General features: G+C 72.3%; 28 protein-coding genes and 1 pseudogene. 23 read left to right on the top strand and 6 right to left on the bottom strand.

The genetic code is table 11. From position 1 onward, the window contains the following. Positions 1 to 16 precede the first annotated feature (16 nt). From VFV89_RS07345 to VFV89_RS07365, 5 genes are read left to right on the top strand one after another with little or no spacing between them, the layout of a single operon-like run. Positions 17 to 688 (top strand): glycosyltransferase family 2 protein, encoded by a 672-nt coding sequence (locus tag VFV89_RS07345; RefSeq protein WP_329705266.1) that lies wholly within the window; start codon positions 17 to 19, stop codon positions 686 to 688. After that, positions 685 to 1,332: a TIGR04282 family arsenosugar biosynthesis glycosyltransferase gene (locus tag VFV89_RS07350; RefSeq protein WP_329705267.1), complete on the top strand. Its 648-nt coding sequence runs from the start codon at positions 685 to 687 to the stop codon at positions 1,330 to 1,332. The genes VFV89_RS07345 and VFV89_RS07350 overlap by 4 nt, the downstream gene beginning before the upstream one ends. Beyond that, complete coding sequence (locus tag VFV89_RS07355; protein ID WP_329705268.1) at positions 1,329 to 1,988, top strand: class I SAM-dependent methyltransferase; 660 nt, start codon at positions 1,329 to 1,331, stop codon at positions 1,986 to 1,988. The genes VFV89_RS07350 and VFV89_RS07355 overlap by 4 nt, the downstream gene beginning before the upstream one ends. A gap of 29 nt (positions 1,989 to 2,017) precedes the next feature. Further along, positions 2,018 to 3,178 (top strand): molybdopterin-dependent oxidoreductase, encoded by a 1,161-nt coding sequence (locus VFV89_RS07360; protein ID WP_329705269.1) that lies wholly within the window; start codon positions 2,018 to 2,020, stop codon positions 3,176 to 3,178. After that, entirely contained in the window at positions 3,175 to 3,576 is a 402-nt protein-coding gene (locus VFV89_RS07365) for a hypothetical protein (RefSeq protein ID WP_329705270.1), read from the top strand. The genes VFV89_RS07360 and VFV89_RS07365 overlap by 4 nt, the downstream gene beginning before the upstream one ends. On the opposite strand, the gene VFV89_RS07370 is transcribed toward VFV89_RS07365, so the two are convergent. Together VFV89_RS07370 and VFV89_RS07375 are read right to left on the bottom strand one after the other, a co-directional pair. Further along, entirely contained in the window at positions 3,492 to 4,364 is an 873-nt protein-coding gene (locus tag VFV89_RS07370) for a DUF427 domain-containing protein (protein ID WP_329705271.1), read from the bottom strand. The genes VFV89_RS07365 and VFV89_RS07370 overlap by 85 nt on opposite strands. Positions 4,365 to 4,393: 29 nt before the next feature. Continuing rightward, entirely contained in the window at positions 4,394 to 5,038 is a 645-nt protein-coding gene (locus VFV89_RS07375) for a hypothetical protein (RefSeq protein WP_329705272.1), read from the bottom strand. Between the two features lie 144 nt (positions 5,039 to 5,182). Here VFV89_RS07375 and VFV89_RS07380 point away from each other — a divergent pair, with 144 nt between their 5' ends. The 15 genes and pseudogenes from VFV89_RS07380 to VFV89_RS07450 all read left to right on the top strand — a co-directional run. Beyond that, positions 5,183 to 7,138, top strand: coding sequence for a thiamine pyrophosphate-binding protein (locus VFV89_RS07380; RefSeq protein WP_329705273.1), 1,956 nt, complete (start codon positions 5,183 to 5,185; stop codon positions 7,136 to 7,138). Positions 7,139 to 7,164: 26 nt separating this feature from the next. Further along, the gene (locus VFV89_RS07385; protein ID WP_329705274.1) at positions 7,165 to 7,875 is read left to right on the top strand and encodes a flavodoxin family protein; all 711 of its coding nucleotides are present in this window, start codon (positions 7,165 to 7,167) and stop codon (positions 7,873 to 7,875) included. 16 nt (positions 7,876 to 7,891) lie between these two features. After that, on the top strand, positions 7,892 to 8,521 hold the full coding sequence (locus VFV89_RS07390; RefSeq protein WP_329705275.1) for an RNA polymerase sigma factor: 630 nt from the start codon (positions 7,892 to 7,894) through the stop codon (positions 8,519 to 8,521). A gap of 1 nt (position 8,522) precedes the next feature. Continuing rightward, on the top strand, positions 8,523 to 8,759 hold the full coding sequence (locus tag VFV89_RS07395; RefSeq protein WP_329705276.1) for a zf-HC2 domain-containing protein: 237 nt from the start codon (positions 8,523 to 8,525) through the stop codon (positions 8,757 to 8,759). A gap of 5 nt (positions 8,760 to 8,764) precedes the next feature. After that, a complete protein-coding gene (locus tag VFV89_RS07400) occupies positions 8,765 to 10,198 on the top strand; it encodes an amidase (protein ID WP_329705277.1) in 1,434 nt (477 codons plus the stop codon). A 171-nt stretch (positions 10,199 to 10,369) separates the two neighbouring features. Then, entirely contained in the window at positions 10,370 to 11,023 is a 654-nt protein-coding gene (locus tag VFV89_RS07405) for a response regulator transcription factor (protein ID WP_329705278.1), read from the top strand. Positions 11,024 to 11,128: 105 nt separating this feature from the next. Further along, positions 11,129 to 11,656: a hemerythrin domain-containing protein gene (locus VFV89_RS07410; RefSeq protein ID WP_329705279.1), complete on the top strand. Its 528-nt coding sequence runs from the start codon at positions 11,129 to 11,131 to the stop codon at positions 11,654 to 11,656. A 38-nt stretch (positions 11,657 to 11,694) separates the two neighbouring features. Next, positions 11,695 to 11,916 (top strand): DUF7218 family protein, encoded by a 222-nt coding sequence (locus VFV89_RS07415; protein ID WP_329705280.1) that lies wholly within the window; start codon positions 11,695 to 11,697, stop codon positions 11,914 to 11,916. A 4-nt stretch (positions 11,917 to 11,920) separates the two neighbouring features. Beyond that, positions 11,921 to 12,403, top strand: a complete 483-nt coding sequence (locus VFV89_RS07420) for a hypothetical protein (protein WP_329705281.1) — start codon at positions 11,921 to 11,923, stop codon at positions 12,401 to 12,403. 4 nt (positions 12,404 to 12,407) lie between these two features. Then, a complete protein-coding gene (locus VFV89_RS07425; protein ID WP_329705282.1) occupies positions 12,408 to 13,637 on the top strand; it encodes an NRAMP family divalent metal transporter in 1,230 nt (409 codons plus the stop codon). A 1-nt stretch (position 13,638) separates the two neighbouring features. Further along, positions 13,639 to 14,346 carry a hypothetical protein gene (locus VFV89_RS07430; RefSeq protein WP_329705283.1) on the top strand — a complete coding sequence of 236 codons (708 nt, stop codon included), beginning with the start codon at positions 13,639 to 13,641 and terminating at the stop codon, positions 14,344 to 14,346. After that, positions 14,343 to 14,885: an isochorismatase family cysteine hydrolase gene (locus tag VFV89_RS07435; RefSeq protein WP_329705284.1), complete on the top strand. Its 543-nt coding sequence runs from the start codon at positions 14,343 to 14,345 to the stop codon at positions 14,883 to 14,885. Before VFV89_RS07430 ends, VFV89_RS07435 begins: the two co-directional genes overlap by 4 nt. A 514-nt stretch (positions 14,886 to 15,399) precedes the next feature. Then, positions 15,400 to 17,151: an MFS transporter gene (locus VFV89_RS07440; RefSeq protein ID WP_329705285.1), complete on the top strand. Its 1,752-nt coding sequence runs from the start codon at positions 15,400 to 15,402 to the stop codon at positions 17,149 to 17,151. A 127-nt stretch (positions 17,152 to 17,278) separates the two neighbouring features. Further along, on the top strand, positions 17,279 to 17,944 hold the full coding sequence (locus VFV89_RS07445; protein ID WP_329705286.1) for a response regulator transcription factor: 666 nt from the start codon (positions 17,279 to 17,281) through the stop codon (positions 17,942 to 17,944). Between the two features lie 554 nt (positions 17,945 to 18,498). Further along, positions 18,499 to 19,194: pseudogene (locus VFV89_RS07450) on the top strand (sensor histidine kinase); the annotation flags it as partial. Here VFV89_RS07450 and VFV89_RS07455 read toward each other — a convergent pair. Further along, positions 19,131 to 20,225 (bottom strand): phosphatase PAP2 family protein, encoded by a 1,095-nt coding sequence (locus tag VFV89_RS07455; RefSeq protein ID WP_329705287.1) that lies wholly within the window; start codon positions 20,223 to 20,225, stop codon positions 19,131 to 19,133. The pseudogene VFV89_RS07450 and the gene VFV89_RS07455 sit on opposite strands and share 64 nt — an antisense overlap. 103 nt (positions 20,226 to 20,328) lie before the next feature. Between VFV89_RS07455 and VFV89_RS07460 the strand changes: the two genes are divergently transcribed. From VFV89_RS07460 to VFV89_RS07470, 3 genes are read left to right on the top strand one after another with little or no spacing between them, the layout of a single operon-like run. Then, on the top strand, positions 20,329 to 21,336 hold the full coding sequence (locus VFV89_RS07460; RefSeq protein ID WP_329705288.1) for a lysylphosphatidylglycerol synthase domain-containing protein: 1,008 nt from the start codon (positions 20,329 to 20,331) through the stop codon (positions 21,334 to 21,336). Next, positions 21,333 to 22,415, top strand: coding sequence for a glycosyltransferase family 4 protein (locus VFV89_RS07465; RefSeq protein WP_329705289.1), 1,083 nt, complete (start codon positions 21,333 to 21,335; stop codon positions 22,413 to 22,415). The genes VFV89_RS07460 and VFV89_RS07465 overlap by 4 nt, the downstream gene beginning before the upstream one ends. After that, entirely contained in the window at positions 22,412 to 23,251 is an 840-nt protein-coding gene (locus tag VFV89_RS07470) for a PIG-L deacetylase family protein (RefSeq protein WP_329705290.1), read from the top strand. Before VFV89_RS07465 ends, VFV89_RS07470 begins: the two co-directional genes overlap by 4 nt. A gap of 25 nt (positions 23,252 to 23,276) precedes the next feature. Here the strand turns inward: VFV89_RS07470 and VFV89_RS07475 are convergent, their stop codons facing one another. The 3 genes from VFV89_RS07475 to VFV89_RS07485 form a co-directional block, all read right to left on the bottom strand. Beyond that, positions 23,277 to 23,648, bottom strand: a complete 372-nt coding sequence (locus VFV89_RS07475; RefSeq protein ID WP_329705291.1) for a hypothetical protein — start codon at positions 23,646 to 23,648, stop codon at positions 23,277 to 23,279. A gap of 312 nt (positions 23,649 to 23,960) precedes the next feature. Then, positions 23,961 to 24,557 (bottom strand): hypothetical protein, encoded by a 597-nt coding sequence (locus tag VFV89_RS07480; protein ID WP_329705292.1) that lies wholly within the window; start codon positions 24,555 to 24,557, stop codon positions 23,961 to 23,963. Between the two features lie 386 nt (positions 24,558 to 24,943). After that, a complete protein-coding gene (locus VFV89_RS07485; protein WP_329705293.1) occupies positions 24,944 to 25,879 on the bottom strand; it encodes a universal stress protein in 936 nt (311 codons plus the stop codon). Positions 25,880 to 25,890: the final 11 nt, after the last annotated feature.

Here is a 25,890-nt window from a genome sequence, read left to right on the forward strand (position 1 = left end):
GGACACCGGAGGACCCATGGACACCAGCGGGGATATCGCCTGCGACCTCGTGCTGCCCTGCCGCGACGAGGCACCCGCCCTGGCCGCGCTCCTGCCGGCGGTGCCGGCCGGCTTCCGCGTCATCGTCGTCGACAACGGCTCCCGCGACGGCAGTGGCGCGCTCGCGGCGCGGTTGGGGGCCACCGTGGTGCGGGAGGCGCAGCCGGGGTACGGCGCCGCCGTGCAGGCCGGTCTCGACGCCGCGACCGCCGACCTGGTGGCGTTCATGGACGGTGACGGGTCCTTCGACCCGGCCGAGCTCCTGCCGCTGGTGGACGACGTGCGTGCCGGCCGGACGGACCTCGCGGTCGGCCGCCGGCGTCCGTCCGGTCGGGGCTCGTGGCCGTGGCACGCGCGGCTCGGCAACGCGCTGATCGTGACCTGGCTGCGTCGTCGAATCGGCCTGCCGACCCACGACATCGCCGCCATGCGGGTGTGCCGTCGCGCCGACCTGCTGGCCCTGGACGTGCGGGACCGCCGGTTCGGCTACCCGGTCGAGCTGCTGCAGCGAGCCGTCGCTGCGGGGTGGCGGTTCAGCGAGCACGACGTCAGCTACCGGCCTCGGACCGCGGGAACGCGCTCGAAGGTGTCCGGGTCGCTCCTCGGCACGGTCCGGACCGCGCTCGACTTCGCCCGGGTCCTCTCGTGAGCCCGTCGCTCCTGGTGATGGCCAAGGCGCCCGAGCCCGGCCTGGTCAAGACCCGGCTCGGGGCGGTGGTCGGGATGGAGCAGGCGGCGGTGCTCGCCGCGGCGTCGCTGCACGACACGCTGGCGACCGGCGTGGGCACCGGGTGGCCCCGGCACGTCGCGCTGGACGGAGACCTCGCCCGGGCGGAGGGCGGCCCGTCCCTGCGCCGGGCGCTGTCCGGCTGGACCGTGCACCCGCAGCAGGGCACCGGCCTCGCGGAGCGGCTGGCTCGCGCACACGCCCGCGTCCCCGGACCCGTCGTGCAGGTCGGCATGGACACGCCTCAGATCCGCCCGTCACTGCTGCACGAGGTGGCCGCGGGGCTCTCGTCGTACGACGCGGTGCTGGGACCGGCGGAGGACGGCGGCTGGTGGGTGCTGGCCCTGCGCGAGCCGCGGTGCGCGACGGCGCTGGTCGGCGTGCCCATGTCGACGCCCACCACCGGCGACGAGACGGTCCGCGCCCTGGAGGCGATCGGCCTGAGCGTGGGCGAGGCACCTCGGCTCCGTGACGTCGACACCGTCGACGACGCGGAGGTCGTGGCCCGGCTCTCGCCGCGGAGCCGGTTCGCGGCCGCCTGGACGATCCTGCGCGAGGCGTCGTGAGCCTCCGCGAGAGCCTGCCGGACCGGGACGGGGACCGCCCGTTCACCGAGCTCTTCACCCGAGCCCTGCGGGGGCTGCCCTGCTCCGTCGTCGGGATCGCTCCCGACCCGGTGGGGCTGCCGGTCCACGAGTGGCGTCGCGACGCCGACGTCACCGACCTCGCGCTCATCGCGCACTGCGTCGGCCGCACCCTCGACATCGGCTGCGGCCCCGGCCGGCTGACCGAAGCCCTGGCGGCCGCGGGTCACCTCGTGCTCGGCATCGACGTCGTCCACGAGGCGGTCGGGCAGACGCGCGACCGAGGGGTGGACGCGTTGTGCCGGGACGTCTTCCAGCGGCTGCCGGGAGAGGGTCGGTGGCAGACCGCACTGCTCGCGGACGGCAACGTCGGCATCGGGGGCGACCCCGAGGTGCTCCTCGCCCGCACCCGCGAGCTGCTCGACCCGGAGGGTCGGGCCGTGGTCGAGCTCCAGCCGCCGGGAGTGCCGAGCGCCACGGAGTGGGCCGTGCTCGAGTGCGGCGAGACCCGCAGCCGGCCGTTCCGTTGGGCGCTCCTCGGGATCGACGACATCGACGAGGTGGCTGCCGCCGCGGGCTTCGCCCGCGTCGACCTGCACCGGTCGCACGGCCGCTGGTGCGCGGTGCTGCACCCGTAACGATGAGCGGCCTGCGAGGACTGAACGTGGTGCGCGCTCCCTCCCCGCCCAGCGACGCCTCCTTCACGACGCGGCTGCGCAGCGCCGCGGTGGCGGCGCGGGTCGGGCTGGTGCTGGGCATCTGCTTCGGCATCGCGTTCGTGACCGGGCTGATCAGCCACTACGCGCAGAACGTCGACCAGCCGGTCCCGTTCCCGACCAGCCCGTCGTGGGGCTACCGGGTGACCCAGGGGCTGCACGTCGTCACCGGCACGGCGTGCGTGCCGCTGCTCCTCGTGAAGCTCTGGACGGTCTACCCCAAGCTGTTCCAGCGACCGCCCGGCGACGTGCGCCGGCTCACCCTCGAGGTGTTGGAGCGCGCGTCGATCGGGGTCCTGGTGGCCTCGGCGATCTTCCAGCTCGCCTCCGGCCTGGCCAACGTGACCGAGTGGTACCCGTGGGACTTCTCGTTCCGGCCGACCCACTACGCGCTGGCCTGGGTGGCCATCGGCTCGCTCCTCGTCCACGTGGCGGTGAAGCTGCCGATCATCCGCGGCGCTCTGGGGTCGGACGTCGATGCCACGACCTACGACCGGCCGTCGGCGACCCGGCCCGCCGCCCTGTCCCGGCGTGGCCTCCTCCGTGCCACCTGGGTGGCCACCGGCGTCGCGGTGCTGGCGGTCGCCGGCAACACCGTGCCCTTCCTGCGCAGGGCCTCGGTCCTCGCGCCGCACTCCGGCGGCGGCCCACAGGACCTGCCGGTGACCAAGTCGGCCTTCGCCGCCGGCGTCACGTCGTCCGCCACCAGCGCGGCGTACCGGCTCGAGGTGGTGCACGGCGACCGGTCGGTCTCGCTGTCGCGGGAGCAGCTGCTCGGCATGGACCAGCAGACCGAGAAGCTGCCCATCGCGTGCGTGGAGGGATGGTCGGCGAGCGGCACGTGGACCGGTGTGCGGCTGCGGACCCTGCTCGACCTGGTGGACGCCCCGGCCGGGTCGGACGTCGTCGTCACCTCGTTGCAGGAGCGCGGGGCGTTCCGCCACTCCACGCTGCCCGGCAACTTCGCCGCCGACCACCGCACCACGCTCGCCCTGGCTCTCAACGGCGAGCCGCTGGCGATCGACCACGGCTACCCGGCCCGGATCATCGCGCCGAACCGGCCCGGCGTGCTGCAGACCAAGTGGGTCACCCGGCTGGAGGTGCTGACATGAGGGGTCGGACGCTCATCGGCACGCTCGGCGTCCTGCTCGGTCTCTACGGCGCCTGGCTCCTGGTGTCGCGGCAGGACCGCGCCCAGCTGGTCGGTGCTGCGAAGTGGCTGGTCGCCGGCGTCGTGCTGCACGACTTCGTGCTCGCACCGCTCACGCTGGTGGTCGTCGCCGGGCTCGCGCGCCTGCTGCCGGTGTCCCACCGTGCGCCCGCGGCAGTCGGGCTCGTCGTCCTGGGGTCGGTGACCCTGCTGGCGATCCCGGTGCTCGGGTCGTTCGGGGCCCAGACGCACAACCCCTCGCTCCTGGACCGGCACTACGTCATCGGGTGGCTGGTGCTGGCAGCCCTGACGGTTGCCTGCGTCGTCGTGGCCGGCGAGCGCAGGCGGCGTACGCCGTGAGCGGTCAGCTCCCCGAGGCGTCCACCCCGGGCTCGAGCGGGGACGCCGTCGACGGTGAGGTCGACCCGGTCGTCGTAGAAGGCGACCAGCCCGGCGATCGGGGCCAGGGCCGCGAACGGCTGGCGGTAGGACCACGCCACGTCGACCTCGACCCGGCCGGGGACCTCGGCGGTCCAGTAGTCGCTCGTCTCGCCCTTGTACGGACACACCGTCCTGGTGTCCGTGCGCCGCAGGAACCGGAGGTCGAGGTCGCTGCGGTCGAGGTAGTAGCGCGTGGGCAGGCCGGTCTCGAAGACCAGGACCGGCGAGCGTGACTCGGCCAGCAGGACGTCGCCGAGCTCGACCCGGACGTGACGGCTGGAGCGCAGCGCGTCGACGCGGGTGTAGGGGTTGCGCGGGTGCCCGAAGACCTGCTCGTCCTCCTCGAACCACTCGAGGGCGTCCCAGTCGAAGCGGACGAGGTCGGTGACCGGTCCCGAGCCCGCGTCGTAGAGCCGCGCGGCGGACGGGATCGTGGTGTCGCCGACCCGGAGTCCGTGGACCCGGACGTCGCCGCGGCGCAGCCTCTGGTCGCGACCCTCGTCGACGAGGTGTCCGCGGGCCACGTCCGCCAGGGGCACCAGGTAGTGCGGGTACTTGGGTGTGTCCCACGCATAGACAGCCTCGACGGTGTCGAAGACGGTGACTCCGGCGACGACTCCTCGGAGCCGTCGGGGCACCGGCTGCACCTCGTCGCGCAGGTCGGCAATGGCGGGGAAGTCGGCGGTCGTGGGCAGGACTGTCCTCATGGTGTTCGGTCTGCCCGCGCCCGCCGGCGTTACGACGACGCGACGTCGCGAGGCGGGTCGACCGCCGCGCGCCCGGCTCCCTCGCCGAAGAAGTCGGCGATCGCGTCGACGTCCCCGAGGGCCGCGAGCGGCCGGGCCGCGCCGAACGGCTGGTTCCAGAACCGTCCCTGGCGAGCGGTCCACGGGCCGACGTACGCGTACGGCTCCGGCAGCGACGCGTCGCCCGGAGAGACGCCGTAGTTGACCTCGTCCAGGCTGATGCCGACGTCGAGGTGCTCGGGCCACAGCACCGGCTCCTGCGGCGGTGCGAACGCGCGCAGGGCCGCGGCTCCTCGCGCCAGCGCGTCCAGGAGCGCGGCGAGCCGGTCGGTGTCGACGTCGATCGCGTCGCCGGCGCGCACGGCCACGCTGTCGCGGTAGACGTCGCCGAGGCTGCGCGGCTCGACGCCGATCGCCGCGGCGGCCTCGGCATAGGTCCCCGTCAGCGGGTGCCGACCGCCCGGTCCGGTGAGCTCGGTGCCCTCCAGCCGCAGGTCGGGCGCGGCCACGGTGCCGATGCCGGCGGGCAGCACGCGGAGCCGGATGGTGCCACTGGCGGCGTACTGCGGGCCGGCGAGCAACAGCTCGGCCACGGCGTGCAGGGTGGTGCGGGTGCGGGTGCGGGTGAGGTCCACGCACCTCCGTCTCCGCTCCGGCGTCGGCGTTACGGCGGCTCCAGGCTGAGGCCGGCGCAGGTGTCCCGTCCGGCCGCCTGTAACGCCCCGGGACGTGCACGGCACTGATGCGGCATCGGTCTCGATCGTCGCAAGGAGCGTTCCATGACCACCGCAACCGAGTCCTGGCACGACGTGGACCCGCACGACGTCCCCGAGGAGGGGCGCGTCCGGAGCGTGACGGTCGACGGGCGGTCCATCGCACTGACCCGGTGCGGAGGGCGGCTGGGCGCGCTGGAGAACCACTGCCCCCACCAGGGCGGACCGCTGGGGGAGGGGTCGATCGAGCAGGGACTGCTGCGCTGCCCGTGGCACGGCTACGACTACGACCCGGTGACCGGCGCCCCGCCCGGTGCGCTGGCCGAGCACCTCGACGACCGGGTGCCGGCGTACGAGGTTGAGGAGGGCCGCGACGGCGTCCGGGTCCGCCTCCCGGAGCGGCTCGAGGTCGGCCGGACGGTCGCCGACGTGATCGTCGAGACCCTGGTCGCGCACGGCGTCGACACCGTGTTCGGGATGGTCGGTCACTCCAACCTCGGCTTCGCGGACGCGCTGCGCCGGGCCGAGGAGCGTGGCGAGCTCCGCTTCGTCGGCATCCGCCACGAGGGGGCGGCGGCCTTCGCCGCCAGCGCCTACGGGAAGCTGACCGGCCGCCCCGCCGCCTGCTTCGCGATCGCAGGCCCCGGCTCCACCAACCTCCTGACCGGCCTGTACGACGCCAAGCTGGACGGCGCCCCGGTGGTGGCGATCTCCGGCCAGGTGCCGTCCAAGGTGCTCGGGCGCGGTGCGTTCCAGGACCTCGACCTCGGCGCCGTCTTCCGCGACGTCGCGATCTCGACGACCACCGTGCACGCGGGCAGCGACCACGCCGAGCTGGCCGCACTCGCGGTCAAGCACGCGCGGGACGGGCGGGGGGTCGCCCACCTCGTCCTGCCCGACGAGGTGCAGGCCCTTCCATCCGACGCCGTGGCCGGGTCGCCCGACGGCCGCTACTCGCGGCGCCCGGTCGGGCCGGACCCAGACGCGCTGGCCCGCGCGACCGAGCTGGTCGCGGGCGCCCGTCGCCCGGTCATCGTCGCCGGCCACGGCGCCCGCGGAGCGCGGGAGGAGGTGGTGGCGCTGGCCGAGCAGCTCGGCGCGCCCGTGCTGACCACGTTCAAGGCCAAGGGGCTGGTGCCCGACACGCACCCGCTCGGCGCCGGCGTGCTCGGACGCAGCGGCACTCCGGTGGCGAGCTGGCTGATGAATGAGGCAGACCTGCTCCTGGTGGTCGGCGCGTCGTTCTCCAGCCACACCGGCATCGCGCCCTGGCAGCGCATCGTGCAGATCGACGACACTCCGACCGCGATCGGTCGCTTCGACGCCGTGACCGCCGACCTGCTCGGGGACGCCGCCGTCGTCGTCCCGGCTCTGGCCGAGGCGATCCGGGCGGCGGGCACCAAGGCGGAGGACCAGCGTGACGACGTGGCTCGGCGCTGGGAGATCTGGCGCACCGAGAAGGCTCGCCGTGCTGCCGACGACAGGGGGCGAGGGGTCTCCGCGGCCGCCGTCTTCGCCGCCCTGTCCGAGCACCTGCCGGTGGAGGCCGTGGTGGCCGTCGACGTCGGCAACCACGCCTACTCGCTGGGGCGCTACCTCGAGTCCAAGGGCCAGCCGGTGCTGATGTCGGGCTACCTCGGCTCGATCGGCTTCGGCTACCCGGCCGCGATGGGTGCGTGGGCCGCCGCCCCGAGCCGGCCGGTGGTGGCCGTGACCGGCGACGGCGGATTCGGCCAGTACGCCATGGAGCTGACCACCGCCGTCCACCACGGCATCCCCGTCAAGCACGTGCTGCTCAACAACAGCGCGCTCGGGAAGATCAGCAAGGAGCAGCTGGCCGCCGACTACCCGGTCTGGCACACCTCGCTGACCAACCCCGACTGGGCGGCCTACGCCGAGCTGTGCGGCGCCCGCGGGATCCGCATCACCCATCGCGACCAGCTCGACGCCGCGATGGCCGAGCTGTTCGCCGCCGACGGACCGGCCCTGCTCTGCGTGGAGCAGGACGCCGAGCTCATCTGACCGAACCGCCCGACAGGAGCATCCCGATGGACCACGACTTCACCGGCCTGAAGGCCACCTTCGTCAACTGCACGCTCAAGCGCAGCCCGGAGCGCAGCCACACCCAGGGGCTCGTCGACGCCAGCGCCGCCATCATGCGCAAGCACGGCGTGGAGGTGAGCGAGATCCGGCTGGTCGACCACGACGTGGCCATCGGCGTCTACCCCGACATGCGCGAGCACGGCTGGGAGACCGACGAGTGGCCGGACCTCTACCCCGGGATCCTGGCCAGCGACATCCTGGTCGTGGCCGGGCCCATCTGGTTGGGCGACAACTCGAGCATCACCAAGCAGCTGATCGAGAGGATGTACTCCCTTTCCGGTGAGCTCAACGAGAAGGGGCAGTACCTCTTCTACGGCCGGGTGGCCGGCTGCCTGATCACCGGCAACGAGGACGGCGTCAAGCACTGCGCACAGAACGTCCTGTACTCCCTCCAGCACATCGGCTACACCATCCCGCCGAACGCCGATGCCGGGTGGATCGGCGAGGCCGGCCCCGGCCCGTCGTACCTCGACCCCGGCAGCGGCGGCCCCGAGAACGACTTCACCAACCGGAACACGACGTTCATGACCTGGAACCTGATGCACCTGGGCACGATGCTGAAGGACGCCGGGGGAGTGCCGGGCTACGGCAACCAGCGCTCGGAGTGGAACGCGGGCACCCGGTTCGACTTCGAGAACCCGGAGTACCGCTCATGATCGCTACTCTTCCCGCGTGGCGGGAGACGAGAGCGAGCTGCTCGCGTCGCTGCGTGCGGGTGACGAGGCCGCGTTCACGCGGCTGGTCAGCGACTGGTCGCGACCCATGCTGACAGTCGCCCGCGGGTTCGTCTCGACCGAAGCCTCCGCGGAGGAGGTCGTGCAGGAGACCTGGCTCGCGGTGATCAAGGGGCTGGACCGGTTCGAGGGGCGGTCCTTGCTCCGGACGTGGGTGTTCCGGATCCTGGTCAACACCGCGAAGACCCGCGGGGTGAAGGAGCACAAGACCCTGCCGTGGAGCACCGTGGCCGGCGAGGACTCGGGACCGAGCCTGGACCCGGCGCTCTTCCAGGCCGAGGGCGAGCCACACCCCGGCGGCTGGCGAGCCGCCCCCGCAGCGTGGCCGGACGAGCTGGCCGTTGAAGGATCGGTCCTGGCCGGCGAGGTCCGTGGCGAGCTGCAGTCGGCGATCGACACGCTGCCCGACCGGCAGCGCATCGTGCTGACACTGCGCGACGTGCTCGGCCACACCGCTGAGGAGGTCTGCGAGATGCTGGAGATCTCGCAGGGCAACCAGCGGGTACTGCTCCACCGTGCCCGCACCGCCGTCCGCGCCGGACTGGCGGCGTACCTGGAGGGGAGCTGAGATGGCCGCGCTGACGTGTCAGGAGATGGTCGAGCTCGTCACCGACTACCTCGAGGGCAGGCTCGGCTGGCGCGACCGGCGTCGCGTGCGCAAGCACCTCTCCGTGTGTGACCCCTGCACCCGCTACATCGCGCAGATGCGCGAGACCCTCGAGCTGCTCGGCACCGTCCCGGTCGAGACCCTCTCGCCGGAGGCCCGGTCGACCCTGCTCGACGCCTTCCGCGACCTCAGGCGCTGAGCGGCATGGCCGACCGGGACGTCACCGCCCTGGATGCGGTGGCGCAGGCGGCACTGGTGCGTGTCGGCGAAGTCTCGGCCGTGGAGCTCACCGAGTGGGCGATCGAGCGGATCGAGGAGCTCAACCCGAGGCTGAACGCGGTGGTGGCGCCGGTCTACGACCAGGCCCGTGCCGCGGCGCGGGAGGTCCGGACCGACGCACCGCTGGCCGGCGTCCCCTACCTGCTCAAGGACCTCATCACCGAGATGGAGGGAGTGCCGTTCAGCGAGGGGTCGCGCTACCTGCGCGGGGTGGTGTCGCACTACGACTCCGAGCTGGTCCGTCGCCTGCGCCGCGCTGGTGTCGTGGTGCTCGGGAAGACCAACTCGCCGGAGTTCGGCATGGTGCCGACGTGCGAGCCGCTGCTCCACGGCCCCACGAGGAACCCGTGGGACCCCGACCGCTCGACGAGCGGCTCGAGTGGTGGGTCGGCCGCCGCGGTCGCCTCGCGGATGGTCCCGGCGGCCCACGGCAACGACCTCGGCGGATCGCTGCGCTACCCGGCGTCCGCCTGTGGGGTCTTCGGCCTCAAGCCGACCCGCGCTCGGGTGCCGCTTGCCCCAGAGTACGGCGACGCCGTCAGCGGCTGGGCGATCGAGCACGCCCTCACCATGAGCGTCCGCGACAGCGCAGCCCTGCTCGACGCCGTCTCGGGTCCGGCGCTGGGCGACCCCTACTCCGTCCCGGCCCCGAGCCGGCCGTTCCTCAGCGAGGTCGGCGCCGATCCCGGCCGGCTCCGGATCGGCTTCAGCACCCGCCGGTTCGACGATGATCCCGCGCACCCGGACTGCGTCGCGGCGCTCGACGACGCCGTACAGCTGCTGACCGGTCTCGGCCACGACGTCGTCGAGGCCGAGCTGCCGGGTCTCGGTCCCGACGTCGGGTCGGCCATCGGCACCGTCTTCAACACCGCGACCGCCTGGATCGTCGCCTACTGGACCCGTCGGCTCGGCCGCCCACCAGCCGACGGCGAGCTCGAGCCGCTCACCCGCGCGTACTGGGAGCTCGGCCGGCAGGTGAGTGCCGCCGACTACCTCCTGGCCGTCGAGGAGTGCCAGCGGTTCAGCCGTGGCGTGGCCGCCTGGCTGGGCGGCTACGACGCCTGGCTGACACCGACCATGTCCGCTCCGCCCGCGCGGATCGGGGAGATCACCTCGACCGACGACGAACCGCTGCGCGCCCTCGAGGCCGGCGGCGCCACCGTGGCGTACGCCGGCGTGGTCGCCAACCTCACCGGGCACCCTGCGATGTCGGTGCCGCTGTGGTGGAACGCCGACGGTCTCCCGATCGGCGTGCACTTCCTCGGCGGCTACGGCGACGAGGCCGGGCTGTTCCGGCTCGCCGGCCAGCTCGAGGCGGCGCGGCCATGGGCCGGCAGGCGGCCGCCGATCTGTGCGTGACCCCGGGTCAGCCGACTGGGGCCGCATCGGTGGGTTTGCGGAGGGAAATCGGCACCTGGTGCCGGAGATCCTCGGCAAAGCCGGGTCCGTGTCAGGTCTTGATCAGATCTGAGCTGGTGGATATGCATGTGGGAACGCACTCCCGTCGGCCCGCGAGGAAGGAGTCTGTAGATGGCCGGCCCGCTCCTCCGCGTTGCTGTCTACAGCCCACAGGAGATCGTTCGTCAGGGACTGGTCTCGATCCTGGCCAGGCGTCCCGATGTCGTGCGGGTGGTGCCGCTGCCCACCCGCCCGGAGCACCCGGATCCCGACGTGGTCCTCTACGACGTCATGGCCCTGCTGGAGGGTGACACCAGGGCCCTGGGCTACCTCGTCGAGATGACCACCGCGAAGGTGCTGGCCGTCGGCCGCGACCTCCGGCCCGATCTCCTGGGGAAGGCCTTGGATGCGGGCGCGGACGGGTTCTTCTCGATCGGGGCCGACGGGGAGGAGCTGCTGGCCGCCGTCGCCTCCGCCGGGACCGACTGGCAGGAGGGCGACACCGGCCCCAACCCGATCGTCGGCTCCGCCGACTCGGCGGTCAGGGCGAGCCGGCTCGGGGCCGATCTCGGACTCAGCCCTCGCGAGCTCGAGGTCGTCTCCCTGATCGCCCGGGGCATGTCCAACCAGGAGATCGCCGAGACGTGCTTCCTCAGCATCAACTCGGTGAAGACCTACATCCGCACCGCCTACCGCAAGATCGGCGTCGAGAACCGGGCGAACGCCGTCGGCTGGGCTATCCGGCACGGGTTCGCGACGGATAGTCCTGACGCCGCGACCCGGTAGGTCTCGGGAGCCGACTCGTCGACCTCATCCTTTGGGTCCGCCTGCAGACCGCCCGTAGTGGGTACCCCTCCTGAGCAACCATGCGCGACATCGGGAGGGATTGCCGTGGCCACCACCACGAAGAACACGAACGGGTCCACCGACGCCATCGTCCTGCTCAAGCAGGACCACAAAGAGGTCCTGCGCCTGTTCCGTGAGTTCGAGAGGTCGGGCGAGGACGCGCACAAGGAGCAAGGACGGCTCGTCGACCGGATCATCGAGCTGCTCACCGTGCACACCTACATCGAGAACGAGGTGATGTACCCGAGGGTGCGTGAGCTGCTGCCGGACCTCGAGGACGACGTGCTCGAGTCCTACGAGGAGCACCACGTCGCCGACGTCCTGGTGATGGAGCTGGCCGCCATGAGTCCCGAGGACGAGCGGTTCCGTGCCAAGACCATGGTCCTGATCGAGAACGTGCGTCACCACATCGAGGAGGAGGAGCAGGAGTGGTTCCCGAAGGTCCGCGAGGGCCTCGGGCGCAACCGGCTCAAGGAGCTGGGCGCGAACCTGCTCCTCGCCAAGGAGCGCGCACCGCGCAAGCCGTCCCAGCCGAGCGCTCTCAAGAAGACCATCGACGCGGTGATCTCGTAGGAGCACGCGCGTACCGCCACCCCTGAGGAGGTTTTGCCATGCCCAGCAAGTCGGCGAACGTCAAGAACGAGAAGCAGTACGAAGCGCTGAAGGACAAGGGCATGTCCAAGCAGCGCGCCGCAAGGATCGCCAACTCCCCGGACGCCTCGAAGAAGGGCGGCAAGCAGAGCGGGAAGGGTGGCGACAGCAGCCAGGGCGGCACGACGGCGCAGAAGAAGAAGGCCGGGAGCAAGGGCGGCAAGGCCGCCGCCAAGAAGTAGCGAGGTGACGGGTCCGCGCCGGTGGCGGCACGTCGCGGCCGCCGCCGGGCTCGTGGCAATCGCCTCGGCGGCTGCGGGGTGCGCACCCGGTACGCCGGACGGGGACTCGTGGCGGATCGACGCGCAGCGGGCGGTGTCGGACGCCTCCTCGTCGGTGCAGACCGCCGAGCTGGCGCTGCGGGAGAACCGGCGCGGCCGCGTCTTCGACCGCTACCTGCAGACCGTGCTGGTCGATGCCGAGAGGGGCGTCGGCAAGGCCGGCGACGCCATCGGCACGCGGCAGCCTCCGCGCGCCGAGCAGAAGCGCTATCAGGCGGTCACCAGCCAGATCGACGAGGCGGGCAGCCTGGTGTCGACCGCTCGCATCGCCGTGGTGGACCGGGAGAGCGACCGCTACGAAGCGCTGGCGGACCGGCTGGAGGCCGCGGCCCAGGCGCTGAAGAAGCTCGAGGACGACCTCGAGCACCCGCCGGCGGCCGCGGGGTGAGTCGGTGAAGCAGCTCTTCGCGGTGGCGCTCGGCATCCTCACCGCCATCGGCGGCTTCGTCGACATCGGCGACCTGGTCACCAACGCCCAGGTGGGGGCCAGATTCGGCTTGGCGCTCGGATGGATCACCGTCGTCGGGGTCATCGGCATCTGCGTCTTCGCCGAGATGTCCGGACGGGTCGCCGCGGTGAGCCACCGGGCCACCTTCGACATCGTGCGCGAGCGGCTGGGACCGCGGATGGGCATGGCGAACCTGGTGGCCTCGATGGCGGTCACGCTGCTCACCTTCGCCGCCGAGATCGGCGGTGTGGCGCTGTCCCTCCAGCTCGTCTCGTCGGTCAACTACCTGTTGCTGGTCCCGTTCGTCGGTTTCGTCATCTGGCTGATCCTGTGGCGGGCGCGGTTCTCGGTGATGGAGAACGTCCTCGGCCTGTTCGGACTCGGGCTCGTCGTCTTCGGTGTTGCTCTGTGGCAGCTCGGCCCGGACTGGGGGGACCTGTTCCATCGCATGGCGGTGGTCGACAAGCCCGGCGACGAGCAGTGGCGCACGTGGGCCTACTACGCAGTCGCCCTGTTCGGGGCCGCCCTGACGCCGTACGAGGTCTTCTTCTTCTCGTCCGGAGGGGTGGAGGAACGCTGGACGACCAAGGACCTGCGCACCATGCGGCTCAACGTACTGGTGGGCTTCCCGCTCGGGGGGATGCTGTCGCTCTCCATCGCCGCCTGCGCGGCCCTGGTCTTCGGGCCGATGGACGCCAGCGTCGACACCTTGGGCCAGGTCGGCCTTCCTGTCGCGGTGGCTCTGGGCAAGATCGGGCTGGCCGTCGCCCTCATCGGCTTCGTGGCCGCCACGCTCGGGGCGGCGTGCGAGTGCGGGCTGTCGGTCGGCTACAGCATCGCCCAATACCAAGGGTGGCAGTGGGGCAAGTACGTGCGAACCGATGTCGCGGCCCGGTTCCACGTCGTGCTGCTCCTCGCGACGCTGGCCGGGACCGCGATCCTGCTCACCAAGGTCGATCCGATCCTCGTCACGGAGTTCTCCGTCGTCTTCTCGGCGGTCGCGCTGCCGCTCACCTACTTCCCGATCCTGGTGGTCGCCAACGACCCCGACTACATGGGCGCCTACGCGAACGGCCGGCTGGCCAACACACTCGGCTCGGTCTACCTCGTCCTCATCGGCGTGGCGGCGCTGGCCGCCATCCCGCTCATGATCATCACCCGGATGGGAGCGTGACGTGGCTGGGACGACGAGCGAGCCCGACCGGTTGACCGGCACCCTGGACGCCGTGCTGCACCTGCTCGACCGGCAGGTGGTGGACGCCGAGGACCTGATGGTGTGCAAGGTCGACGACCTCGAGCTCACCGTGTTCGCGGACGGCGTGCTCGGAGTCAGCGGCCTCCTGGTCGGGGCAGCGGCACTGGCGCCGCGCTACGGCGACGGCCGGGTCGGCCGGGTCCTGCACGACTACTGGCGCCGACTCGGCACCACCATGGCCGATCGTGACGACCCTTACCGCATCGACCTCGAGCTCGTGGACCACCTGGACAGCGCGGTCAAGCTCACGGTTGGCCGTGAGGGACTGCTGGTCCGGCGGGGGGAGCGCAGCCGCCGCCTGAACCAGCTGCTTCAGATGACGGTGCAGGACCTCGACGGCGTCAGGCTCGGACGGCCGCTCGACGTCCGCCTGGAGCGCGAGACGTCCGACCCCGGCGAGCGGATCAAGGTGGTCGGGTTGGTCGTCGGGAAGGGGCGCCCGGGCTCCTACTTCGGCTACGACCGCCGTCCCGACATGGGGCCCTGGCTGGTGCGCACGGTGGTCCGGTGGCTGCACCGGCACTCGGTGTACGTAGATCTGGCAGACCTCGACGAGCTCGACTGGGAGGCAGGTGTCATCCGCGTCGACCCGGTGAGGCTGCAGGAGCTGAAGGCGGCGGGCGTATGACCACGGCTCTGCTGGTCATCGACCTCCAGAACGACTACTTCGCCGACGCGGAGCTCGCGCGCTGCAAGGCCGACGTCCTCGCCGCCAGCAACCTGCTGGTCCGCGCCGCCCGCGCTGCCGGTGCACTCGTGGTGGAGGCCCAGACCGTGCACGCCCGCGACAGGAGCACGTGGGCGCTGAACATGCTCGACGACGACCAGGGCATGGCGATCGAGGGCACCGAGGGCGCCCGCCGGCTGGACGGGCTGCTGGAGCCCGACCTCTGCATCGTCAAGACCCGGGACAGCGCCTTCTACGACACTCCGCTGGAGAGCCGGCTGCGCGAGAGGGGAGTGGACCGGCTCGTCCTCGCCGGTGTCTCGACCGAGTCGTGCATCGCCGCGACGGCCACCGACGCCTACGCCCGTGACCTGCGCGTCGTGCTCGTCGACGACGCCACTGCCTCGGTCGAGTGGCGCCTGCACGACGAGACGCTGGCGCGGCTGCAGCGGCAGTACCGCCAGGCCGTGGTGCCAGCCCGCAGGGTTCGCTTCGACTGAGTCCCGGCCATGTATCTGGCGGCATGGTCTCCGCCTCCAACTCCCACCGGCACTCACCGGTGCGAGACCTCGGCCGCTGGGCCCATGAACGGGTACGAGGAGCGGCCAAACCCAGGCGGCCCCGCGAAGCGACGTCCGGACGCATCGCTTCGCGGGGCCGTTCCTGGTGCCCCCGGGTACCGGTCGGTGCGGAGGAGGATCGAGGTGAGGAGTCCCGATGCGAGTCCTCGGGCTGACCGGTCCGGCCGAGGCCAGGGCGTGGCCTAGATGACTAATTCCAAGGGCTCGCACGCTACGCGACGCTCAGCATCCACGCTGGCGGCGTTGCGGACGCTCGTTGGACGACCAAGTACGACATCGCGGCCGCGCCTTGCCAGCGCGGCGCTGAGCGCCGCTCGCTTGCACGATCCCTTGGAATTAGTCATCTAGAGTCGAGGACGACCCAGTCGTGTGGCATGACCGTGCTGGGTCTGCTGCCCGTCATGTCGTGATCAGGTGCAGGGTGCGACAACAGGTGGAGTCCGTTCTCGAGCAGGAGGGCCGCTCCGTGCACGCCGTGGACCGCCGGACTCCACCGCTCGCCTCGGGGGCGAGTGCGCGGACCGTGCTCCTGGCCACGGGCTGCGCGCTCGTGCTGCACCTGCTGTGGATCAGGTTCCTGGCCGGGACCGGTGGTGACCTGGCGGCCCAGGACGCCTGGACCGACTTCGTCGCCGCCCACCCGACCAGCGCCTACGACTTCGCGTGGTACGGCGGGATGCACCCAGCGTCGTACAGCCTGATCTCGCCGTACGTGATGGGGCTGCTGGGCGTCCGGCTCACGATGCTCGTCGTCGGCACGCTCTCCGCGGCGCTGGTGACGCTGATGCTCGGCCGGGTCCCTGCCGTCACCCAGCCCGGCTGGGCGGGGGTCTACGCCGCCATCGCGCTGACCGGCAACGCGATCTCCGGCCGGGTGACCTTCGGCCTGGGCATCGTCTTCGGGCTCGCGGCCGTCGCCGTGGTGCTCGCATGGCCCGACCGGCTCGGCTCCGGTCCTCGGGTGCGGCGGGTCCGGGGGGCGTTGGCCCTCCTGCTGGCGGCGCTCGCGACGGCGTCGAGCCCGGTGGCCGGGCTCTTCCTCGGGCTGGTGGCGGCTGCGCTGTGGCTGCGCGGGCGGCGCCCGGCATCGCTCGCCCTCGGCGTGGCCCCGGTCGTCGTCATCGCCGTCACCGCGGTGGTCTTCCCGTTCTTCGGCGTGCAGCCGTTCTCCTGGAGCACGGCGCTGCTGCCGCTGGTCCTCGCCGGCGCCGGGTGGGCGCTGCTCCCTCGGGCGTGGCGGCTCGCCCGGATCTGCTGCGCCGTCTACGCCGCCGCGGTCCTGGTGGTCTGGATCGTGCCCACGCCCATCGGGACCAACGTCTCACGGATGTCCCTGCTCTTCGGCGGAGTCGTCCTCGTCGCGGCGGCGTCGGGGAGGTGGTGGACGTCGACCGCCGCCCAGCGGCTCGGGCGTCCCGCAGGGCGGGTGTTGCTCGGTCTCGCGATCGTGATCGCAACGGGCTGGCAGGTGTTCATCGCCGGTCAGGACATCCGGGGCTCGGCGTCCGCGGCCACCCTCGACGGGCACGTCCAGGCCCTGGTGGCGCAGCTGGACGCCCGCAACGCAGACCTCGGACGGGTCGAGGTCGTGCCGAGCACGAGCCACCTGGAGGCGAGCGCGCTCGCGCCGTACGTCAACCTCGCGCGCGGGTGGAACCGCCAGGCCGACGTGGCGCGCAACCCGATCTTCTACCGCACCGAGAAGCCCTTCACGGCCCACCAGTACGAGCGCTGGCTGCGGTCATGGGCGGTGCGGTTCGTCGTCCTCCCGGCCTCGACGGCCGACTACGCCGGGCTGCGCGAGTCGCAGCTCGTCCGCGCCGGGCTCCCGTTCCTGACCCGCATCTGGTCCGACCGCATCTGGACCCTCTACGCGGTCACCGACCCGGCGCCGATGACCGCAGCACCGGCCACCCTCGTCGGCTGGAACGCCGCCGGGCTCACCGTCCACATGCCGACCGCCGGGTCGACCGTGCTGCGCATCGCCTGGTCGCCCTGGCTGAGCATCGTCGATGACAAGGGACGCCGCGTCCCCGACACCGAGCTGGCGGGCTCCTGCCTGGGCCAGGTCCCCGCGACGAAGTCGCGACGCATCCCGTGGGTGCGCCTCCACGTGACGCAGCCCGGGACCTACAGCATCGCGGCGCCGTACGCCCTGCCGCGCGGCACCCCCTGCCCGTCCTGAGGGCGCCCGCACGCCGGTCCGACCGCTGATCGACGGCGGCTCGTCAGGTTCGTCAGGTCCGGGTCAGGTTCGCGCGAGCACCGTGGTCCCACATCGGCCGCAACCGAGCAACGACGAGGTGGTCACCATGGCCCGCATCGGTCTGTGCGAGGACGATCCAGCCATCCGGCGCGTGGCGATCAAGTCGATGCAGCTCGCCGGGCACGAGGTCGTGGTCGCCCACAACGGGGGCGAAGCCGTCCGTCTGTTCGGCACCGACGACACGCTCGACGCGATCGTGCTGGACATCGGTCTGCCCGATGCCGACGGGCGCGATGTCTGCCAGGCGCTCCAGTCCAACGGCCAGCTGGCTCCGGTGATGTTCCTGACCGCGCTCGGCGCCGTCCACGACAAGCTCGCGGGCTTCAGCGCCGGCGCCGAGGACTACCTGCCCAAGCCGTTCGACCCCCTGGAGCTGGTCGCGCGGGTCGAGGTGCTCGCGCGCCGGGGACCCCCGAGCACGTCGAGTGACCGGACCGAGCTGTCGCTCGACCCGGCCCGGCACTCCATGTCTTTCGACAACCGTGAGGTGATGCTCACCCCGACCGAGTTCCGGATGCTCGCCGCGATCACCTCGCGTCCGGGGCAGGTCGTCCGCCGCCGGGCCATCGCCTCCGCGGCCTGGCCCAGTGGCGGTCAGGTCAGCGAGAACTCGATCGACTCCTACATCCGGCGGATCCGCAGGAAGCTGAGGGACGTCGACGCTCCCCAGGAGCTCGTCACCGTGCGCGGCGTGGGCTACACCCTGAGGTGAGGACCTTCCGGCTCGGGCCGCGGTCGTTCCGCGGCAAGATCGTGCTCTCCACGGTGGCGGTGATGAGCATCGCGATGCTGCTCGTCGGGGTCGGCATCCAGGTGCTGCTCGCCCGCACGGCGCAGCGCGACATCGGCACGGTGCTCAACGACCGCGCGGACGCGATGATCGCGGTCATCGAGCAGGCGTCCGCCGACCGGCTGAGCGTCCCGCGGGACGCGCTCGAGCCCGGGATCGAGATCTTCGACGGCAGCGGCGACCTGATCGCCGGGTCGGTCGAGCACGAGGTGCGTGCGCGGGCGGAGGACCTGTCGACCACGGACGTACGGCGCACCGTCAGCGGGCCTCGCGACGACGAGCGCCTCATCGGTGTCCCCTTCACGACGCCCAGCGGCGACAGCGGCGTCATCGTGGTCAGCCAGGAGACGGGCCCTTACGAACGCTCGGAGTTCTACGCACTGCTCGCGACCATCGCCATCGGCGTCCTGGTGGTCGCCATCACCGCGCTCGTCGCACTCCGGGTGACGCGCAAGGCGCTCGAGCCCGTCGCCCAGATGGCACAACGCGCCACCGAGTGGAGCGAGCACGACCTGACGCACCGCTTCGCGCTCGGCCCGCCCAGCGACGAGCTCTCCTCCCTCGGCAACACCCTCGACCAGCTGCTCGACCGGGTCGCCTCCGCGATCCGCACAGAGCAGCGCCTCACCGCCGAGCTCGCGCACGAGCTGCGCACGCCGTTGACGGGCATCCAGGGCTCGGCGGGGCTGGCGCTCATGCGCGGGGTGAAGGACCCCGAGGACCGCGAGGACTTCGAGGAGATCGCCGTGGCGGCTCGAGAGATGAGCGCGGTCATCCGCACCCTCCTGGACATCGCGCGGGAAGGGGCGGTCGCCGGGCAGGAGCAGACCTGCACGGTCGCGGAGGTGATGACGAGCCTTTCCGGACCGCTCGACGGCCGGCTGTCGGTCGACGACCGGACCGCGACGTCCACGGCACGCATCGCCGCTCCGCGCGACCTCGTCGTCCGGGCGGTGGCGCCCCTGATCGACAACGCGGTGCGCCACGCCGACCACCGGATCACCTTCACGGCACGCGACGCCCCCGACCACGTCGAGCTCGTGGTGGCCGACGACGGTGCCGGTGTGGCCGAGCCGTTGCGGGGGAGCCTGTTCGAACCGGGCGCCACCTACGGCACCGGAGGAGCCGGTCTCGGTCTCGGGATCGCGAGGCGGGTCGCACGCTCGTTCGGGGGCGAGATCGAGCTCGCCCCGGGCGCCGACGGCGCTGCCTTCGTGGTGACCATGCCGCGCCGGTGAGCCGCCCGGTCGCGACCGGGCCTCGACCTCGTGGTCAAGATCCCGAGCCGGACGGCGGCCCAGCCGATGACCAGCCCGGCGACATCGTCCACGACGAAGTGCCAGCCCAGGTAGACCGTGGCCACGCAGACCAGGGCGAGGTAGACACCCAGGACGCGGGCGGTCCGCCGGTGACCGAGGTGTGCCGCCATGAGCATGATCACCGTGGTCACGGCGATGTGCAGGCTCGCGAACGCCGAGACCTGGGCGAACGCGTCGGCTGCGTGGGGATGGGCCAGCAGGTGGTCCCGTTGGGCCAGGTAGACGGCCTGGGTGGTGGTCGCCTTCGTGTGCGGGAGTCCGGCGAAGTCCTGCGGCCGGTCGTGGAAGGGCCCGAGCGAGGGGACGGCGTAGTAGGACACGGTGCCGAGGATCCAGACCCAGATGAGCGAGGCCAGGACGGTGGCTCCGTCCCGCAGGCGAGGGGTGAAGACGCTGCCGGCGACCACCAGCACCACCAGGGTCGGGAACGCCTCGTAGATCGCCAGCAGGACGTAGGCCGCGGCGCCCTGCCCCAGCAGGTCGTGGAGCAGCACCGCGGGGGAGTGACCCAGGAACAGCCAGCGGTCGACCGCGGTCAGGTCATGGTCCCTGGGTGCGTTCAGCACGTCCCAGGACTTGAGGTTGTGGTAGGTGAGGTAGACGACGTGGTAGGCCAGCAGGCAGGACCACGCCGCGGCCAGCCGGCCGGCCGGCCAGCGGCGCCGATGGGTCGCCCACAGGGTCCGCAGGGTCCGTTCGCCGCGCGGCGTGCGCACGAACGCCTCGATCAGTGCGAAGACCGCGAACAGGCCGGCGGTCAGCGCGACCCTCGTCAGGAAGAAGGCTCCGCCAGGGTCCTTCACGGGGATCCCGACCCGCCACGACCGCAGCAGCGCCACGGCGGCGAAGCAGCCGGTGATGATCCAGAGGCGGCGGGCGACCACACCCCAGCGTCCGGGCCGCAACCTGATCAGTACCTGACAGCCGGCGGTCGGCGCCGCGGGTTCGTCAGGTTGCGATCAGGAACCGGACACGACGCTGCACAGCGTGACGCTCGACCTCGCCCTTCCGCCGACCGCGGGACCGGTCGGCGACGCTCCGGTCCGATGGCAGCGCGCCCGTCCGGTCCGCTGGGCGACCTACGTGTGCGGTGTCGTGGCTGGTGCCGGGCTGCTGCTCGTGATCCTCCCGATCGTCTCCGGCGCTCCGTGGCGGTCGGTGTCGGCCATCGTCGTCTCGGTACCGTCGGTCGCGCTGACCGGTCTGCTCGTCCTGTGGCTCGCCGGCCTGGTCGCACACACGGTCACGCTCACCGCCGCCCTCCCCGGGCTGAGCCACGGCCGGGCGCTGCTGCTCAGCCTCACGGGGAGCGCCGTGGCGAACGTCCTGCCGCTGGGTGGGGTCGCCGGGGTCGCGCTGAACTACCGGATGACCCGGCGGTGGGGCTTCACACCGGGAGCCTTCGCGTCGTACACGGTCGTCACCAACCTCTGGGACGTGGTCTCCAAGCTGCTGCTGCCGGTGCTCGTGGTGCCGCTGCTGGTGCTCGGCCTACCGGTCTCGGCCGGGCTCCGCCACCTCCTGGTCGGAGCGGTCATCGCGCTGCCGCTGGTCGGCGCGCTCGCGTCGGCGGTGATCGCCCGCCCCAGCGTCCTGGGGCGGCTCGGGGACCGTGCCGAACGGCTGCGGGCACACGTCGCCGGTGTGGTCCGCTCCGCGTGGCAGCGGCTGAGCATCGGCATGGCGGCGTACCTGCTGCTGCTCTTCGCCCTCCTCGCAACCTGTCTGAGCGTCACCGGTGCCGGAGTAGCACTGCCGTTCGTGCTGATCGGCTTCTGCGTGGAGCGGCTGACGACCCTGGCCGGGCTCACGCCGGGCGGGCTGGGCCTGGTCGAGGTCGGCCTCGCGGGAGCGCTCCTGCTGGCTCCGGGGGCGGACCCGGCCGGCGTGGCGGCCGGGACGCTCCTCTACAGAGCCCTCACGTTCGGGCTCGAGATCCCCGTCGGCGGGCTGCTCCTGGCCGGCTGGACCTGGCGGCAGCGAGTGGCGGCGTGAAGATCCTGCACGTCACCGACAGCTACCTCCCGACCATCGGCGGGATCGAGCTGCACGTCCATGACCTCGCGGCGAGGCAGCAGGCCACCGGCCACGACGTCGCCGTGGCCGCTCGCACTGCGTCCGCCGATGCGGCCGGCGACGTCGTACGCCGGATCGACCACCACCGGCATGGGTGGCTGCTCCATGAGGCTCCGGACGTGGTGCACGCCCACGTCTCGATCGTGTCGCCGTTCGCCCTGGCCACGGCCAGCCGTGCCGCGCGGGTCGGCATCCCCACGGCAGTGACGGTCCACTCGCTGTGGACGCACGTGGGCCGGCTGCCCGAGCTGGCTCGTGACGTGTGCGGGATGCGCCGGTGGGACGTGACCTGGTCGGCGGTCAGCGAGCGAGCCGCCGAACCGGTCCGAGCCGTCCTGGGCGTTCCCGTCCAGATCGTGCCGAACGCGGTCGACCTCGACCGCTGGACCCCGTTCGGCGAGCGCACGGACCCGGAGCCGCCCCACGTGCTCAGCGTCATGCGGCTGACCGGGGTGAAGCGGGCGCTGCCGCTGGTCCGCACCTTGGAGGGAGTGGCCGCCCGGACCGAGCTGACCGCCACCATCGTCGGGGACGGACCCGAACGAGGTCGCGTGCAGCGCTACCTGCGTCGCCACGGGCTCACCGACCGGGTGCGGCTCACCGGCGCGCTCGAGCGCACCGAGATCCGGCGGGAGCTCGCGCACGCCTCGGTCTTCCTGGCGCCGGCTCATCGAGAGTCCTTCGGCATCGCTGCCCTGGAGGCCCGCGCCAGCGGCGTTCCGGTCGTCGCGAGCGCGCGCTCCGGCGTGGCGACGTTCATCGAGCACGGAACCGACGGGCTGCTCGGCGACGACGACCGGGGCATGGCGGACCAGCTGCTCACCCTCCTCGGCGACCCGGCGCTCCGCACGGAGATCGCCCTGCACAACCGAGCCGTGCTGCCGAGGTTCGGGTGGGACCAGGCGCTGGAGCGCACCGCTGAGCTGTACGTCCTTGCGGCCGCTGCACCGTCCCCGGTCGGCGCGAGGCTCGCGACGCGCAGGGTGCTGGTCGGATGAGCGACGAGAGGGCGTTCACGGTGGTGTCCTTCCACGCGCACCCCGACGACGAGGCGCTGCTCACCGCGGGCACGCTCGCCGGCGCCGCCGCCGACGGACACCGGGTCGTCATCGTGGTGGCCACCTCCGGGGAGGCCGGTCTGGCCGCCGGCAGGCCCACCGCGGCCGAGCTGGGCCGGCGCCGGGAGCACGAGCTCGCGGCATCCGCCGCGGCCATCGGAGCGGCCCGGGTCGTGCTGCTCGGTCACGCGGACTCGGGGTCCGTCGCCGGCGAGCCGCCCGTGCAGCCGGGCACGTTCGCCAGCCTCGATCCCCAGGTCGTGGCCCTCGAGCTGGCCGCGATCCTGGTCGAGGAGCGCGCCGACGTCCTCACGACCTACGACGCCGCAGGGGGCTACGGCCACCCCGACCACGTCCAGGTCCACCAGGTCGGGACGATCGCCGCCCGGATGGCCGAGACGCCGGTCGTGCTCGAGGCAACCGTGGATCGCGAGCTGCTGCTCCGTGCCACCCGGCTTCTGCGTCGTGCGGCCGTGGTCCTGCCGGTGCCGCGGCTGCCCGACCTGCGCAGCGCCTTCACACCCCGGCACGAGCTGACTCACCGGGTCGACGTGCGGCCGCACCTCGACGAGAAGCTGCGAGCCCTCCGGGCCCACGTCAGCCAGGCCGCGAGCGACGACGAGGTGCGGACGCTGGCGCTGCTGCTGCACCTGCCTCGCCCGGTCCAGCGGCGAGTCCTGGGCGTGGAGTGGTTCCGGGAGACCGGACGCGTCCCGGGGACGACGCCCCTCCACGACGTCTTCGCCACCTTCCGGACCCACTGCGAGGCCGGTTGACGAGGCCTCGCCGCGCGTTCGGAGGCTAGTCGCCGGCGACCCAGCGGATCACCTGCGGAGACGAGCCGGCGAGCCACGAGAACACCGTCAGCCCGAGAAGGAAGTGCTGCCGGACCCCCGCCATCACCAGGACCACCCCCGCGACAGCGAGCGCCGCGGCGGCGTACTGGCGCCGGCCGCGCCCGGTGGCGAGGGGAGCGCGGACGAACAGCACCCCGCCGTAGGCGCCGAGTGCGGTGGCCAGGGCGAACAGTGGCGCCCAGGGCGTCTGCAGGACCGCGATCGCGATCCACGCCGCTGCGGTGACGACCGCTGTCGTGGTCCAGACGCGCTCGTAGCGTGGACCGGGCGCACGGCCGGCTGCCCGACGCTGAGGCGGCGCGGTGCGGCTGGCCATGCGGGGACCGTAGGTGCGGGTCTCTGATCCGATCCTGACGAGCCGGAGGGTGGCCCACGCAGGTTCGAAGTCCGGCTCATCCGGGCTTCGCCACGGGGTGGAGGGCGAGTGGGGTGATCCTCGGCCCCACCATGTCGGTGACCTCGAGAACTGCCCCGTCCACCTCGACGGCGTCGCCGGCGACTGGGATGCGTCCACCAGCACAAACGCAGGATCGGGACGCAGATGCGTCGGATCGGATCTGGGTGCCTGGAGACAGACGTGGAACCTCCCGGGAGCCCCTGGGCTCCCGGGAGGTTCTTGACGTCGCGGTCAGGCGTGCTGGGGCACCCCCACCGGGGCGGTGCGCTCGGCAGTGTGCTCGACCCGGCGAGCGTGCCAGAACCCGAGCGCGACGAGCACCAGCAGGATCGCACCGGCGCCGAAGGCGACGATCGAGGCGATGCCGGCGATGGTGCCGATCGTGGCGAACGCGTAGCCGTAGAGAAGCAGGCCACGGAGGGTGTTGCCCATGAACAGCGTCTGACGCAGCTGGCCGAGGGCCTGGCCTTCGGCGCTGGCCTTCTCCTCGTCGGACAGCGCGAGGTACTGGCCGCTGACCTCGGAGTAGGTCTGGTTGTCGCTGGCCTCGTTCATGTGCACGAGGATGTAGTGGTCGGCGTAGGCCTTGGCCTCGGCACCGGTGTCCATGGTGCTTCCGGCGTAGGGCTCGAGAGCCTTCTGGTCAGCCTCGGGCAGGCTGGAGAGCGCCTCGCCGGAGGGCATCGTGATGTCCTGCATGGACAGCTGGTCGTGCACCTGGTTGCCGATGAAGACGTTCGCCCACAGGAGCAGGCCGCCTGCGGCAAGCAGGGTGAGGGAGAGGGCCAGGCCGGTCCAGGAGATGAGTTTGTCGAATGCCGAGCGCATGATGTTCCACTTCCTTCTCTAGCGGCGGAGATCCAGTTCTCCGGGATGACATTCACGCTATGGACGGGGGGTGCTCGGCCGGCAGGGCCGAGGAGCCCGACCTGGCCAGACCTAGGTCCCCCGTCGTCGGGACGTTCATCCGGGGCGTGCAGGAGGGGCTCGCCTGATGGATCCGCACGTGCCCGCGTGGGCACCACCAGCGCCGGTCAGTGGGTCTGCGGAGGGGAATCGGCACCTGATGCCGGAGAACCTCGGCAAAGCCGGGATGCGGCGTTCTGCGCGCGCGGCCGCCCAAGAGGAAGGCCCCGGACGTGGGGGCGTCCGGGGCCTGCTCGTCCTCGACGCCGGTGGGGAGGCGCGAGGAGGTGGGTGATGTTCCTGGTGGCTCAGCTCGCGGCTTCAGGACGCCGGCCGATCGTCGCCAGGATCTCGGAGTACTGCTGTGCGGCAGGGGCACCGGCCTCGGGGGTGACCAGGACCGGGGAGGTGGAGTGGCCCAGGGCGGCTCGCGCGACCGGGCCGAGGTGGCTGCCGAGCGGCAGCAGGTGGTGGCGCCGGGCGAGGACCAGGAGGTCGGAGACCTCGCCTGCGTCGAGCACCGCCTCCACCCGGGGCCCGTGCCGGACGATGACCTCGACATCCACGCCCGGGTGCTCCGCGCGCAGGGGAGCGAGGACCGGCTCGAGCTCCTGGCGGAACTCCTTCTCGTACTCCTCGCGCATGGCGTCGTCGACCACGACGACGTCGTAGCCCGAGGACAGCCACCAGGCGTGCAGCACGACGAGCCGGGCTTGGCGTGCCTCGGCCTCGACGAACCCGGCGCGGAGGAGCACCGCGGCTTCGGTCGCGTCCTGGACGGCGGCGGTGACCACTCCCTTGACGGGCCCGTCGGCGAGCCATCCCTTCGGCACCGAGATGACCGGCACCCGGGCGCGACCCGCGACGCTGTGGACGGTCGATCCGCCGAAGGCGCCGTTCGCCCGGGTCAGCGCCCGATGCTCGAGGACCAGGAGCGAGGCTCCCTCGGTGTGCTTGACCAGCTCGTCGACGATCCAGCCGTCGGTCACCAGCTCCGAGGTCACCTCGACGTCCTGCCCGGCCAGCCGTTCGGCCTGCGCCGTCGCCTCGTCCAGGGTGGCCCGCGCGGCTTCCACGATCCCGTCGTGGCTCACGAAGGAGTACGCCGTCAGCCGCTCCAGCACATGGACGACGTGCAGCGGGCGCTCGGTCCGGCGGGCTTCGGCGACCGCGAAGGCGACGGCGGCGTCGTGGCCGTCGGGGCCGACGGCGACCACGATGGCGTTGGTGGGCGTGTTGTTCATGGCTGTTCCTT

The sequence above is a fragment of the Nocardioides sp. genome (assembly GCF_036274455.1).
Lineage (GTDB): Bacteria > Actinomycetota > Actinomycetes > Propionibacteriales > Nocardioidaceae > Nocardioides.